The 13200-nt window shown below is 71.5% G+C and carries 13 protein-coding genes; 9 read left to right on the forward strand and 4 right to left on the reverse strand.

Annotation, left to right across the window (positions count from 1 at the left end; genetic code table 11):
* The first annotated feature begins 273 nt into the window (after window positions 1-273).
* Genes ACFYTT_RS04635 through ACFYTT_RS04660 form a run of 6 tightly spaced genes read left to right on the forward strand, consistent with a single transcriptional unit; the run spans window position 274 to window position 6722 of the window.
* Complete coding sequence (locus ACFYTT_RS04635) at window positions 274-1584, forward strand: aspartate aminotransferase family protein (RefSeq protein WP_217706096.1); 1311 nt, start codon at window positions 274-276, stop codon at window positions 1582-1584.
* Window positions 1578-2597, forward strand: coding sequence for an NAD-dependent epimerase/dehydratase family protein (locus ACFYTT_RS04640; RefSeq protein ID WP_387257746.1), 1020 nt, complete (start codon window positions 1578-1580; stop codon window positions 2595-2597). The genes ACFYTT_RS04635 and ACFYTT_RS04640 overlap by 7 nt, the downstream gene beginning before the upstream one ends.
* Before the next feature lie 9 nt (window positions 2598-2606).
* Entirely contained in the window at window positions 2607-3572 is a 966-nt protein-coding gene (locus ACFYTT_RS04645) for a UbiA prenyltransferase family protein (protein WP_387257747.1), read from the forward strand.
* Window positions 3572-4585, forward strand: coding sequence for a glycosyltransferase family 2 protein (locus ACFYTT_RS04650; RefSeq protein WP_387257748.1), 1014 nt, complete (start codon window positions 3572-3574; stop codon window positions 4583-4585). The genes ACFYTT_RS04645 and ACFYTT_RS04650 overlap by 1 nt, the downstream gene beginning before the upstream one ends.
* A complete protein-coding gene (locus ACFYTT_RS04655; protein ID WP_131055504.1) occupies window positions 4582-5619 on the forward strand; it encodes a glycosyltransferase family 2 protein in 1038 nt (345 codons plus the stop codon). Before ACFYTT_RS04650 ends, ACFYTT_RS04655 begins: the two co-directional genes overlap by 4 nt.
* Window positions 5616-6722 carry an endonuclease/exonuclease/phosphatase family protein gene (locus ACFYTT_RS04660; RefSeq protein ID WP_387257751.1) on the forward strand — a complete coding sequence of 369 codons (1107 nt, stop codon included), beginning with the start codon at window positions 5616-5618 and terminating at the stop codon, window positions 6720-6722. Before ACFYTT_RS04655 ends, ACFYTT_RS04660 begins: the two co-directional genes overlap by 4 nt.
* An 18-nt stretch (window positions 6723-6740) precedes the next feature.
* Here the strand turns inward: ACFYTT_RS04660 and ACFYTT_RS04665 are convergent, their stop codons facing one another.
* Window positions 6741-7526: an NPP1 family protein gene (locus tag ACFYTT_RS04665; RefSeq protein ID WP_387257753.1), complete on the reverse strand. Its 786-nt coding sequence runs from the start codon at window positions 7524-7526 to the stop codon at window positions 6741-6743.
* Window positions 7527-7873: 347 nt separating this feature from the next.
* Window positions 7874-8500, reverse strand: coding sequence for a hypothetical protein (locus tag ACFYTT_RS04670; protein ID WP_387257755.1), 627 nt, complete (start codon window positions 8498-8500; stop codon window positions 7874-7876).
* A 223-nt stretch (window positions 8501-8723) separates the two neighbouring features.
* Here ACFYTT_RS04670 and ACFYTT_RS04675 point away from each other — a divergent pair, with 223 nt between their 5' ends.
* Entirely contained in the window at window positions 8724-9743 is a 1020-nt protein-coding gene (locus ACFYTT_RS04675) for an ion transporter (protein ID WP_357213649.1), read from the forward strand.
* A 97-nt stretch (window positions 9744-9840) separates the two neighbouring features.
* Here ACFYTT_RS04675 and ACFYTT_RS04680 read toward each other — a convergent pair whose 3' ends face one another.
* Window positions 9841-10605, reverse strand: coding sequence for an ABC transporter permease (locus ACFYTT_RS04680; RefSeq protein ID WP_131054741.1), 765 nt, complete (start codon window positions 10603-10605; stop codon window positions 9841-9843).
* Window positions 10602-11345: an ABC transporter ATP-binding protein gene (locus ACFYTT_RS04685; protein WP_387257757.1), complete on the reverse strand. Its 744-nt coding sequence runs from the start codon at window positions 11343-11345 to the stop codon at window positions 10602-10604. The genes ACFYTT_RS04680 and ACFYTT_RS04685 overlap by 4 nt, the downstream gene beginning before the upstream one ends.
* 110 nt (window positions 11346-11455) lie before the next feature.
* Here ACFYTT_RS04685 and ACFYTT_RS04690 point away from each other — a divergent pair, with 110 nt between their 5' ends.
* Both ACFYTT_RS04690 and ACFYTT_RS04695 read left to right on the forward strand, forming a co-directional pair.
* Entirely contained in the window at window positions 11456-12559 is a 1104-nt protein-coding gene (locus ACFYTT_RS04690) for a histidine kinase (RefSeq protein ID WP_217706023.1), read from the forward strand.
* Complete coding sequence (locus tag ACFYTT_RS04695; RefSeq protein ID WP_131054743.1) at window positions 12556-13200, forward strand: response regulator transcription factor; 645 nt, start codon at window positions 12556-12558, stop codon at window positions 13198-13200. Before ACFYTT_RS04690 ends, ACFYTT_RS04695 begins: the two co-directional genes overlap by 4 nt.

Consider the following 13200-nt stretch of genomic DNA (forward strand, 5'->3'; position numbering starts at 1 on the left):
GGCACCTCAACGAGTGTTGGCTAATGTGCAGAGGAATTGACCGGCGGCAATTGTGTTGCGCCTTGACCAAGTTATCCATGCCCCACCCGCCGTGGCAAGGGTTGCCTTGCGTAGTCAAGGTTGCATCCAGCCTCGGTCCAGGAAAGATCACGGACCAATAGATAGCGTCGCGGCATGCCCAATCTCGTCAGTGTCGAGGAATGCGAGCGGTTCACCGTTCGCGAGGTGCACGACCTCTATCGGCGGTACGTGAACGCGAGCCAGGTCAATCTGATGACGTCGTTCGGGTTCGGTCGGGAATTGGTGGAGCAGGCCGAGGGTGCCTACCTGACCCTGCGGGACGGCCGGCGCGTCCTCGACCTGACCGGCGGGGTGGGGGTGCTCAACCACGGCCACAACCATCCACGGATCGTGGCGGCCCGGCAACGCTTCGCCGAGCGTCGGCGAATGGAGGTGCACAAGACGTACTTTTCGCCCTACCTCGCGGCGCTCGGCCACAACCTGGCCCAGCTGCTGCCCGGCGATCTGTCCATGTCGTTCCTGCCCAACTCCGGCGCCGAGGCGGTGGAGGGTGCGGTGAAGCTGGCCTACAAGTACCACGGTGGTCGACGGGGCACCATCCTTCGCGCGGACTGCGGATTCCACGGGAAGTTGCTCGGTTCCGGTGGGCTCACCGGACAGCCGCACTTCAACTTTCCGACAATTCCGGGAATCGTCCCATTCGCGTACGGGGATCTGGAATCCGTCCGGTCCGCTATCGAGCGGCATGCGGGTGACGTGTACGCCCTGATCGTCGAACCTTTCAGCGCCTCCACCATTCAATGGTGCGACGAAGATTTCCTTCGCGGCGTCCGGGAACTCTGCGACCGACACGACATCGTACTCATCTTCGACGAGATCTACACCGGCTGGGGCAAGACGGGCAGCCTCTTCTACTTCATGCGTTACCCGGATCTGATACCGGACGTGCTGACCACCAGCAAATCGTTCGGCGGCGGCAAGTCGTCCATATCGGCCTTCGTCGCCCGCAAGCCGGTCTTCCGGAAGGCGTACGACAATCTGACCGACGCGCTGTTGCAGAGCACCAGCACCACCTACTACGGCATGGGGGAGGAGTGCGTCACCGCCATCGAGGCGATCAACATCGTGGTGGAGGACGACTACCCGGCACGGGCGCGGGCGCTGGAACGGGTCCTCGAACCGGGGCTGCACCGGTTGGCCAAGGAGCATCCGGAGGCGGTCGGCCGGGTGGCCGGCGCCGGGGCGCTCTGGGGCGTGCACATCGACGGCGGACCCCGGATCCTCGACCTGGTGGGCCGGCTCGCCCCGGCCGGTGTCGCCCGCGACCCCCGCTTCAAGGCCAAGCTGGTCACCTGCGCCGTCATCAACGCGCTCTACCGCGACCACGACATCTTCACCTACTACACGCTCAACGGCCGCAACCCGCTTGTCGTCGGCCCGTCGCTGGTCACCGAGCCGGCCGACGCGCAGCGGGCCGTGGACGCCCTGGGTGAGGTGCTCGACCAGGGACTGACCCGACTGGTGACCCGGTTCGTCACGCAGAAGGTGGGATCGCTGTGGTGATCGCGATCACCGGCGCCGCCGGGATGCTCGGCTCCCGGCTGGCCGACCGTCTCGCCGCCGACGGACACCAGGTCCGTGGCGTCGACCTGCGACCGGAACCCACCGTCGGGTACGTCGGCGACATCCGCGACCCGGCCCTGCTGGACCGCGCCCTCACCGGCGCCACCGTGGTGATCCACTGCGCGGCGGCGCTGCCCAGCTACCCGACCGACGAGATCCGGTCGGTCATCGTCGACGGCACGCGCGGTGTCTTCGACGCGGCGCGCCGGGCCGGGGTGGCTCGCGTCCTGCACGTCTCCTCGACCGCCGTGTACGGGCTGCCGAGGCAGGTGCCCACCACCGAGGCGTACCCGCGCAGTCCGGTCGACACCTACAGCGCGGCCAAGGCCGCCGCCGAGGAGATCGCCGAACGACACCGCGCGGACGGCCTGCCGGTGGCGGTGCTGCGGCCCAAGACCTTCGTCGGCCCCGGCCGGATGGGACTGTTCGCCATGCTCTTCGAGTGGGCGGAGGAAGGGCGCCACTTCCCGGTCCTCGGTCGCGGCGACGTACGCATCCAGATGTTCGCCGTGGACGACCTGGTGAACGCCGTGGTCACCGTCCTGCACGCCGCCGACGACGTCGCCAACGACACGTACAACCTCGCCGCCGAGGAGTTCGGCACACTGCGCGAGGACTTCCAGGCCGTCCTGGACGCCGCCGGTCACGGCCGACGCGTGGTCTCGCTGCCCGCCCGGCCCGCACTCGCCGCGCTCAGCCTGCTGGAACGCAGCCGACTCTCCCCGGTCTACGGGCGCCTGCTGCACAAGCTGATGGCCGACTCGTACGTCAGCACCGACAAGGCCCGGGACCGGTTGGGCTTCCGGCCCAAGCTGTCCAACCAGGACGCCATCCTGCGCACCTACGAGTGGTGGCGGGCGCAACGGCAGCATCACCGACCGGCCCGGGACGGTCGGACCAGCCGCGATCCGTGGCGGCAGGGCGCCCTGGCCGCCGCGAAGATCTTCTTCTGACGGCCCGCGATGACCGCCGCCGAGACCGTGGTGGAGCCGGTCGCCCCGGTCGCCCCCGACCGGGTCGTACGCCCGCTCCTGCTGCCACGCCACCTCCTCGTCCTGGCCCGACCGGGTCACGTCGTCAAGAACCTCCTGGCCGTTCCGCTCGCCCTGGTCGACACCCCGGTCTGGACGGCGTCGTCGCTGTGGCGGTGCCTGTGGGCGATCGGCGCGTTCACGCTCGCCTCGTCGGTGATCTACGTGCTCAACGACATCGCCGACCGCCACCTGGACCGGGCGCACCCCGACAAGCAACACCGCCCGATCGCCGCCGGGCACGTCCCGGTCCCGGTCGCCTGGGCGTACGCGGTGCTGCTCGCGGTCGGACTGGTCGCGGTGACCGTCACGGGGCCGGAGATGACCTGGTGGCCGCTGATCGCCTACCTGGCACTGAGCGCCGCCTACAGCCGGTGGCTCAAGCACCTGCCGCTGCTGGACGTCTGCGTGGTCTCCACCGGCTTCGTGCTGCGCGTCCTCCAGGGGTACGCCGCCACCGAGACGGTCCCCGCCAGCCTGCTGCTGACCGCCGTGTTCAGCGGTTGCCTGGTGCTGATCCTCGGCAAGCGCCGGCACGAACTGTCCGCCCTGGGCACGCCGCACCGGCCTGCGCTGCACGGCTACAACCTGCTGCTCGCCGACCACCTGCTCGGCCTGACCACCTCCCTGGCCGGCACCACCTTCCTGCTCTACCTGCACCTGGACGCCCCGATCGCCGCCTACCCGCCGGCCGTCCTGGCCCTCGTCGTACCCCTCGGGCTGCTGGCCGCGTTCCGCTACCTCCAGGCGGTCCTGGTGCTGCGGACCGGCGGCGACCCGATCCGGATCCTGCTGCGCGACCGGACGATCGTCGGCTGTGCCGTGCTGATCGGCGTCGTGCTGGCCATGGCACAGATCAACGCCCGCTATCCCCACCTGCTGACCTGGATGGACTGATGAGCCCTCCCCTGGTGTCGGTCATCGTGCCGAACTACAACTACGCCCGCGCGCTGCGGCTCTGCCTCGACTCCCTGCGGGCACAGACGTACCCGCGCCTGGAGATCATCGTGGTGGACGACTGCAGCACCGACGACTCGGTGGCGGTCGCCGAGGCCCACGGCGCTCGGGTCGTGCGGACGCCGAGCAACAGCGGCCCGGCCGCGGCCCGTAACCTCGGCGCGGCGGTCGCGGCGGGTGAGATCCTGTTCTTCGTCGACTCCGACGTGGCGGCCCGCCCGGACGCGGTGGCCAACGCGGTCGACCTGCTCACCACGGACCCGGAGATCGGGGCGGTGTGCGGCAACTACGATCCGGTGCCGCTGATCCGGGACAGCCTGCTGGAGGAGTACCGCTGCCTCCAGCAGTCCTACTGGCTGATCGCCGACGAGGGGCAGATCATGACGCTCTACACCGCGCTGCTGGCCGTGCCGGCCCGGGTGTTCGCCGAGATCGGCCCGTTCAACCCCCGACTGCGCGAGACCGAGAACGCCGACTACGGCATGCGGCTCGCGCAGCGCTACCGGATCCTGCTGTCGCCGAGGGTGCGGGGTGTGCACGACCACGACCACGAACTCGGTGTCCTGATCCGCAAGGTGTTCACCCGCACGGCGCTGCACATCCCGATGTACGCGAGCAAACCCGAGTTCCCCGGCGGACTGCGCAGCGGCCCCCGGGCCTGGGTCAGCATCGCCGCCCCGCTGACCCTGCTCACCCTCGTGCTCCCGGTCCTGCTCGGCCCGGCGGCACTGGTGGTGCCGCTGGCCGCGTTCGCCGCCTTCGTCGCCGGCGACCTGCCGATGTACCGCTTCGTCCGCGCCGAACGCGGCTGGGGATTCCTGGTCTACTTCGTCGCGATGCACTTCTTCCTGAACCTGGTCATCGCAATCGCCGCGGCCTGCGGTGTGCTGGCCTGGCTGACCTCACGCCGGTTCCGTCGGCTCTACGACCGCCCGGAGGTCGCCACCCGATGAACGCCCTTCCGCTGGTCTCGGTGATCGTGCCCAACTACAACTACGCCGAGTCCCTGGACCTCTGCCTGCGCTCGGTGCTCGACCAGACCTACCCGAACATCGAGGTGCTGATGGTCGACGACTGCAGCACCGACGAGTCCGTCGCGGTGACCGAGGCGCTCGGCGTACGCGTGGTCAGCACCGGCGCGAACGGTGGTTGTGGGACCGCCCGCAACGTCGGTGCCGCGCACACCCGGGGCGAGCTGATCTGCTACGTCGACTCCGACCTGGCGTTGGCGCCCGACGCGGTGGCCCACGCGGTGCGCCTCCTGCGGGACGCGCCGGATGTCGGTGCGGTCTGCGGGATCCAGGACGCCGAGCCGCTGATCCACGACACGCTCGTCTCCCGCTACCGTGGGCTCCAGTACCACTACTGGTCGATCAGTTCGGAGGGCGACGTGTCGTTCCTCTTCCCCGCCGTCTGCGTGATCCGCCGGGCCGTGTACGACGAGATCGGGCCCTTCAACCCGGCCCTGCGGCAGACCGAGGAGGTCGACTACGGCTACCGGCTGACCCGCCGGTACCGGATGCTGCTCACCTCCGAGGTACGCGGCCGACACGACCACGACCACGAGCTGCCCGGACTGCTGCGCAAGCTGTTCCACCGGGGACGGCTGCGGATCCCGCTGTACGCCCGCGCCCGGCGATTCGGCAAGGGCTTCGAGACCGCCTCCCGCGCATGGGGCAGCCTGGCCGCGTTCCTCGCCCTGCCGGCGCTGGTCGTACCGCTGCTGTTCGGGCCGTGGGGTGCGGTGCTGCCGGCGGCCCTGCTGGCCGCGTCGCTGGCCTGCGACGCCGGGATGTACCGCTTCGTCCTGCGGCGGCACGGGCCGTTGTTCCTGCTCGGCTTCGCCGGGCTGCACTTCCTGGTCAACGTGACGATCACGGCCGGGGTGGCGACCGGCGCCGCGCAGTGGCTGCTCTCCCGGCCGTTCCGGCAGCTCTACGACGCCTCGTTCCCGATCGACGGCACCCCCCGGTGGGAATCGGCGTGACCACCGCCGCGCCGGTCGCCGCCGACACCGCGACGCCACCCGGGCGCGCGGTACGGCGGCGCTGGCCGACGGTGCTGTGGCCGGCCGCCGCCGGGCTCTGGCTCGCCTTCACCGTCGCGCACCGGGCACTGAGCGGGCGGTGGTGGCTCTGGCTCGCCGTGGACACCGTGCCGCCGCCGGCCTTCCTGCTGGTGCCCCTGGTGCTGGCGGCCGGCGCGGTGATGAGCCGCCGCCGTCGTCGTGTGGTGGCGGTGCTCGCCGCCCTGGCGTTGCTGCTCGGCGCCGGGCTCAGCGGCGCCAACGTGCGCTGGTGGCAGGGCGGCGACGGCCCCGCCCCGGCCGACGCGGTACGCGTCTTCTCCTGGAACACCGGCTACTGGGACTCCGGCGGCGAAACCGAGACGATGTACCAGGTGCTGCGCGACGCCGACGCCGACGTCTACCTGTTGCAGGAGTACTGGTTCGAGCAGGGCCGGCCGACGCAGGCGACGCTGGACCGGCTGCGCGCCGAGTTCCCCGGCTTCCACGTGGTGGTGGTCGGCGAGCTGGTCACCCTCTCCCGGCTGCCGGTGCTGCGGCAGGCACCGCTGGAGCCGGTCGGCCTGCCGCCCGAGGTCGCGGCGGCCGGCGACGAGTGGCGCTACAAGGCGCTGCGGACCGACCTGGACCTGGGTGGCGGGCGGGTGCTCTCGGCGTACAACCTGCACCTGCCGGTGCAGCTCTCCCCGCAGCACGGCCCCTTCGACGCCGCCTTCTACCGCATTCTGCGGGAACAACGGGCCCAGCGGGAGCCGCAGTGGCGGGCGCTGGCCCGCGACGTTCGTGACAACCCGAATCCGGTGCTGCTCGCCGGTGACCTGAACACCACGCCGGCAATGGGCGACCTGCGTAAACTGCCCGACGGCCTGCGCGACGCCGCCCACGCCATGACGACGCCGTACCCGGCCAGCTTCGCGGCCCGACCCGGCTGGCCGCACTGGTGGCGACTCGACTGGGCGCTCGCCTCGCCGCAGGTCCGGGTGCACTCCTACCGCTTCGGCGATGCGCGGGGCGTCTCCGACCACCGCACCCAGGAGCTGGTGGTGTCGCTGGGCGACCGGTGAGCGAGTCGCCGCTCGCCCTCAGGCGTACGCGTCGAACGGGATACCGGCGGGCTTGGCGACGCCGAGCAGGTACTCGAACGCCCCATCCTTGATCTTGATGCTGGCCGCGCCGAAGTCGGCCGCCATCAGACTGTTCCGCAGATCCAGGCTGGGCCAGCCGTGCCAGTCCACCACCGGCGGGTAGTGCCAGGTGCCGTAGTGGTTCTCCGGCGGCTCGTCGTTGCCGTTGGCGAGCCGGAAGAAGTGCGTCGACGCGCCGTCCTTGTGATAGACCACCTTCGGATGCGTGCCGTCGAAGCGCACCTGGGAGCGCGGGTAGGTGCGTCGACTGCTGTGCTGAGTGGTGGTCACGTACTCGACCCGGTCGGTGACCTGGTCGACCCAGGAGATCACGTGTTCCCAGTCGTGCCGGTGACCGCCGAGGCCACTGCCGTGCACCGCCTGGTCCTTCTCGAAGTAGCTGGCGTACACGATCGCGCACCAGCCGTTGTTGCACTTCGACCGCGCGTACGTCTGCGACATGTCCAGGTCGGACCGGTCCCGGCAACTGCCGTTGATCGCCCCGGTGGTCCGCAACCCGCCGTTGATCCGGCCGTCCGGGCTGATCGCCGAGACCGCGTAACAGCCGTCGGTGTCGTAGTCGTAGGCGGGGGAGAAGGACGACTCGTAGCCGCCCGCGTGGTGCGGCAGGTTGGGCAGCGAGTTGGCGTACGCGGGCGCGGCGGGCACGAGGACCGCGAGCGCGGCCAGCAGTCGGGACAGGGGGCGACGCCGCCGGACCGGCGGGTGTGCGTGCGGTGTCATCTCTCGCCTCTCCGGACGGCGGCGTCGGGCCGGCGTCTCCATCGACGTGTGGCCATGTATCTCACGGTGCGGTGGCGCGCGTCAACGAAAACGCGAGGAATCCTCGCTGACGCGTGGGCGTCGGGCGGGTCCGTCCACAGCGGCCGGACCGGTTGCCGGGTGCCATGCCGGCGCGGTGCGCGGTGTCGGCCGTGCGGGATCCAGCCGTCCGGCTCCGGTGGGCGCTTGCCTGCTCCGCGGTGGAGCGGATTCCTGAGGAGGTGGGGAGATTTGTTGTCGTTCCAGCGACAACAAATCTCCCCACCTCGTACCGGGTCCGGGGTTCGTGCCAGGTCCGAGGTCCCGCGCTAGAGGATCAGGCCCGCGTGGCGGCCGGTGCGGCGGCGGACGTGGCCGCGCCAGCCGGCGAGCAGGGCGATCACGGCCCAGCCGAGGGTGCCGAGAGCGAGGCTGCCCACCTTGCCGGCGGAGTCGACCCGGTCGGCGTCCCGCAGGGCGATCCGTCCCTCCGGGTCGGTCAGCACGGTGAGCGTGTCGCCGACCCGGTAGCCGGGGGAACTGCCCTGGTACACGAGCGGTTCGTCGAGCGGGCCGGCCGCGCCGCGCAGGGTGAAGGTGTGCCGCTTGCCGGTGGCCTCGGCGTCCACGATCGTCACCTGCTGGCGGACGCCGCGCTGCTCCAGGGCCAGGTCCGGGGCGAGCTGCACCGAGCCGACGAGGACGAACAGGGCCGGCAGCAGGGAGAGCAGGGCCAGCCAACTCGCCCGGTGCAGGAGATGGACGCCGGTGGCGAAGGCCAGGCAGAGGAGTACGCCGGTCACGATCGGGATCACCCGGGTGCCTGCGGAGGCGTACCCGATGCCGGTGTTCAGCGCGACGGCGGTGACCCCGAGGAGCAGCAGCAGCGCGGTGCGGCGGACCGACCGGCCGGCGGTCCAGGAGCCCGCGAACTCGGTGGCGACGGAGGTGGACACGACGGAGATCGTAAGGGCGGCTGTCCAGCCGCCCACCGCGCGATCGTGCCTCCCGCCGGACGGCCGGGAGGCACGATCGCGTGGCCGTGAGGGCCGCTGCGCGACCGTCTCCGGCGGCGCGCCGTGGTGAGCTGGGATGCGTCCTATGTGGCCGGTCCGGCTGCCCGGCCTGTCCCGGGATGTCATAGGCTGCCGTCCGGTCGTGAGCCGGTCGAGGAGTAGCATGACGCGTACTGTCCGTGGTCCGTTGCGCCGGCTCGCCGTGCGCTGCGGGGCCGTCGTCGGCGCGCCCTGGTTCAACCTGGCCAGCTTCGCCGTGGTCATCGTCAACGCGGTGGCGTTGGGCCTGGAGACGTACGGCAACGTCGTGGCGACCGTGGGCATCGGGCTGCGTGCCGTCGAGTACGTCTGCATCGCATTGTTCGTGCTGGAGTTGCTGATGCGGTTCGGTGCGCACGCCACCGCCCCGGCCGGCTTCTTCCGGGACCGGTGGAACGTGTTCGACCTGGTGATCGTGGCCGCGCCGCTGCTGCCCGGTGTGCGGGAGAACGTGACCCTGCTCCGGTTGCTGCGGCTGGCCCGGATCGTGCGGGCGTTCCGGCTCTTCCCGAGTCTGCGGGTGATCCTGGTGGGCATCCGGCGCAGCCTGCCCGGTCTGGCCAGCTTCCTGCTGGTCACCGCGTTGCTGCTGTACGGGTACGCGATGCTCGGCTGGATGCTGTTCGGCGCCGCCTACCCGGAGGAGTACGGCACGGTCGGCCAGGCCATGCTCACGCTGTTCCTGCTGTTGTCGCTGGACGGGATCACCGACACGCTTCAGGCGGGCCGCGACGTCACCGGGTGGGCGGTGCTCTACTACGTCTCCTACATGGTGGCCGCCTGCTACCTGTTGACCAATCTGCTGGTCGGGCTGGTGCTCACCGCGTTGCAGGAGGCGCACCAGGACGAGCAGGTCGCCGCGCAGCGGGCCGGTCGGCCGACGGGCGGGCACGCCGAGGACGAGCCGTCGGTGCGGGAGCAGTTGGCCCGCGTACAGGCGATCATCACGGACCTGGAGCGGCGGCTGCCGGAACCGGTCCCGGTCGGTCCGCCGACCGCCGCGCCGGAGGTCGGGACGCTCGTCCTGCCGCCGGTCCCACGGCGGGCCCGGGAAGCCGACATCGCCGGGACCGCCTCCGCGCCGCCGGGCAGCGTTCGTGACCAGCGGAGGGCCCGGACCAGGAACCGCCGCAAGCGGCGCTGACCGCGCTGCCGTACGCGGCGCCGGCGGTGCCCCCGCGTACGGCCGCCCCGGGACCGCCCGGCGGCCCCAGGGCGGCAGGGCCGCCCGGCGGGGCGGGTCACTCCCAGCGGAACAGCAGGCCCGCCACGGTGGCGCCGAGGAGCACCGTCACGCCGAGGCCGAGCAGTTGCCCGAGCCCGACCGGCGTGCCCTCCCAGGCGGCGCCGAGAGCCTCCACGGAGGCGCCGAACGGCAACAGGCGACCGATGTCGGCGAGCGGGCCCGGCAGCGAGCCCGGTCCGCCGAACATCCCGCCCAGGGCGCCGAGGACGAAGAACATGACCAGGCCGATGGCGACGGCGGAGTTCGGGGTGGGCGCGACCGCCGCGACGATCATGCCGGCGCTGTACATGGCGGCCATCGCCAGTGCCGCCACGCCGAGGGTCGCGCCGACGTCGACCGGCGCGTTCGCGTCGAACACCAGGAAGGCGAGCGCGACGGCGGCGGCGATGCCGACGACCGACTGGAGCACGCTGACGATCACCTGCGCGGCCAGCACCGTCGCCGGTGAGGCGGGCGTGACGCCGAGCCGGCGCAGGATGCCGGAGCGCCGGTAGTAGGCCAGGAAGCTCGGCATGTTGATGATGCCGATGATCGCGATGACCATGGTGAGCACGAGCGGGAGCACGAACAGGTCCAGCGCGGTCAGCCCGCCCGAGACCTCCTGCTCGTTCGCGGAGCCGGCGCTGGTCAGCATGATCAACAGCGGCAGGCAGAGCGGGACGACCAGTCCGGGGGTGTCCCGGATGACCATCTTCGCCTCGCAGCGGATCAACGTCAGCAGCGACCGCATCCCCGGTCGGTGGGCGACGACGGTGGTCATGCGGCTTCCTCCAGGTCGAGTTCCTTGCCGGTGAGCGCGACGAACGCGTCGTCCAGGCTGGCGGCGCCGGTCTGTGCGACCAGCCCGGCGGGAGTGTCGGTGGCGACGACCCGGCCGGCGTCGAGGACGGCGACCCGGTCGCACAGCCGCTCGACCTCCTCCATGGCGTGACTGACCAGCAGCACACTCACCCCCTCGGCGCGGAGCTGCTCGATCGTCGCCCACATGCGGCGGCGGGCCTTCGGGTCCAGGCCGGTGGTCAACTCGTCGAGGATCACCACGCGGGGGCGGCCGGCCAGCGCCAGGGCGATCGAGAGCCGCTGCTGCTGGCCGCCGGAGAGCTTCTCGAACGTCGCCTTCCGGTGCGTGGTCAGATCGACCATGTCCAGCAACTCGTCGGCCGGGCGAGGGTCGGGATAGAAGCTGCGGTACAGGTCGACGAGTTCGGACACCCGCAGCGCGCCGTGCAGGTAGGCGCGCTGGAGCTGCACCCCGAGCACCTGCCGTACGCGCCGCCGGTCCGCCCGGGGATCGAGTCCGAGGACGCGTACCCGCCCCCGTTCGGGTACGCGTAGCCCGGCGATCATCTCGACCGCCGTGGTCTTCCCGGCTCCGTTGGTGCCGAGGACGCCGACCGCCTCCCCGACGTCGACCCGGAGACTCACGTCGGCCACGGCCCGGGTCGATCCGTAACTCCTGGCGAGGTTCTCGGCGAGGATCGCCGGTTCGGCATCGGTCATGCCTCGACGCTACGGACGCCCCGACCTGGCCACCTGTCCCAGAAGTCACCTCCCGGGGGCATGACTTCCGGCACGGGTGCGCCCGACACGGGCCGCCCTAGAGTGGGGGCGTGCGACGTTTCGGGACGGAGGAGTGGTCCGGCATCGCCATGCTCGTGGTCGCGGTCGGCGTCGCCGCGCCCGTGCTGTTCGGGGCCGTCGACACCGAGATCCCCCGGGTGCTGTGGATCGCGCTGTTCCTCCTCCACCTCGTCGCGCTGCTCACCTCGCTCGCCATCGAGCGGGCCGGTCCGCTGCGTACCGGGGCGTTCGCGGTGGCCGTGCTGGCGTCCTGGGCGGTGGTTCTCGCACTGCCCAACACGGGGCTGCTGCCGGTGCTGCTGGTGCTCACCGCAGCGGTCAGTGTGTACCTGCTGCCCCTGAAGGTGGGGCTGGTCCTCGTCGCCCTCAACACCGTGGTGATCGCCGTGGGCCTGCCGCCGACCGCGCTCCGGTCGGCGGAGGCGGTCGTGGTGGTCGGCTTCTACCTGCTCATCCAGTTGGCCAGCCTGCTCAGTTCGAGCACCCTGCTCCGCGAGCAGCGGATGCGCCGCGAGTTGGCCGAGGCACACGTGGAGTTGCAGGCCGCGAGCGTGCTGCTCTCCGAGTCCGCCCGGACCGCCGAGCGCCTGCGGATCTCGCGGGAGCTGCACGACCAGATCGGTCACCAGTTGACCGTCCTGACGCTGGAACTGGAGACGGCCCGGCACCTCGACGGCGAGGCGTCGCGTACCCACGTGGAACGGGCCGACCGGGTCGCCCGCGAACTGCTCGGCGACGTACGCGCCACGGTCGGCCGGCTGCGGACCGAACCGCCCGACCTGGAGCAGGCGTTGCGGCGGATGGCCCGCGACCTGCCGGGACTCGACGTGTCGGTGGACGTCTCGCCGACCGTGCGGGTCGACGAGGAGGAGAGCGCGGCGTTCGTGCGGGCCACCCAGGAGATCGTCACGAACACCATCCGGCACGCCGGGGCGCGGGAGTTGTGGATCTCGGTGACCGCCGACGCCCGGGGTACCGTGCTGGAGGCCCGCGACGACGGGCACGGCGCACCGGACCTGGTGCTCGGCAACGGGCTGCGGGGGCTACGCGAACGCTTCCAGGCGCTCGGCGGTGACATCGCCGTCGACGGGCGGACCGGATTCCGGGTGACCGCGCGGGTGCCGGCGGCATGACCCGGGTGGTGGTGGTCGACGACCAGACGCTCATCCGGCAGGGCATCCGGGGGCTGCTGGAGGTCGCCGACATCGACGTGGTCGGCGAGGCCGACGACGGGCGGGCCGCACTGGCGGTCGTCGCCGAGACCACGCCGGACGTGATCCTGCTCGACCTGCGGATGCCCCGCTTCGACGGCATCTGGACGCTCGAACGACTCCGCGCCGCCGAGGTCGAGATCCCGGTGCTGGTGCTGACCACGTTCGACGACGACGAGCTGGTGCTGGCGGCGCTGCGCGCGGGCGCCCGTGGCTACCTGCTCAAGGACGTGACGCTGGACCAGCTCACCCGGGCCATCCGCACGCTCGCCGACGGCGGGACGCTGATCGCCCCGTCGATCACCGACCGGATGCTGCGGGCGATCCGGTCGGGGCCGTCACCGGCCGGGCCGCACGCCGGGCCCGTACCCGGCCTCACCGAACGCGAGCAGGAGGTGCTGCGGCTCGTCGCGCACGGCTACAGCAACCGGGAGATCGCCGAGGTGCTGTTCCTGGCGGAGGGGACCGTCAAGAACCACGTCTCCACCATCCTCACCAAGCTCGGCGCGCGGGACCGGACGAACGCGGTGCTGCGTGCCCTGCACGAGGGCCTCCTCGACTGA

It is taken from the genome of Micromonospora sp. NPDC003816 (assembly GCF_042874705.1).
In the GTDB taxonomy this organism is placed as follows: Bacteria; Actinomycetota; Actinomycetes; order Mycobacteriales; family Micromonosporaceae; genus Micromonospora.

Coding starts and splice junctions, on each gene's coding strand:
- ACFYTT_RS04635 (WP_217706096.1), top strand. CDS start 274: ATGACGTCGTTCGGGTTCGGTCGGGAATTGGTGGAGCAGGCCGAGGGT.
- ACFYTT_RS04645 (WP_387257747.1), top strand. CDS start 2,607: ATGACCGCCGCCGAGACCGTGGTGGAGCCGGTCGCCCCGGTCGCCCCC.
- ACFYTT_RS04650 (WP_387257748.1), top strand. CDS start 3,572: ATGAGCCCTCCCCTGGTGTCGGTCATCGTGCCGAACTACAACTACGCC.
- ACFYTT_RS04655 (WP_131055504.1), top strand. CDS start 4,582: ATGAACGCCCTTCCGCTGGTCTCGGTGATCGTGCCCAACTACAACTAC.
- ACFYTT_RS04665 (WP_387257753.1), bottom strand. CDS start 7,526: ATGACACCGCACGCACACCCGCCGGTCCGGCGGCGTCGCCCCCTGTCC.
- ACFYTT_RS04675 (WP_357213649.1), top strand. CDS start 8,724: ATGACGCGTACTGTCCGTGGTCCGTTGCGCCGGCTCGCCGTGCGCTGC.
- ACFYTT_RS04680 (WP_131054741.1), bottom strand. CDS start 10,605: ATGACCACCGTCGTCGCCCACCGACCGGGGATGCGGTCGCTGCTGACG.
- ACFYTT_RS04685 (WP_387257757.1), bottom strand. CDS start 11,345: ATGACCGATGCCGAACCGGCGATCCTCGCCGAGAACCTCGCCAGGAGT.
- ACFYTT_RS04695 (WP_131054743.1), top strand. CDS start 12,556: ATGACCCGGGTGGTGGTGGTCGACGACCAGACGCTCATCCGGCAGGGC.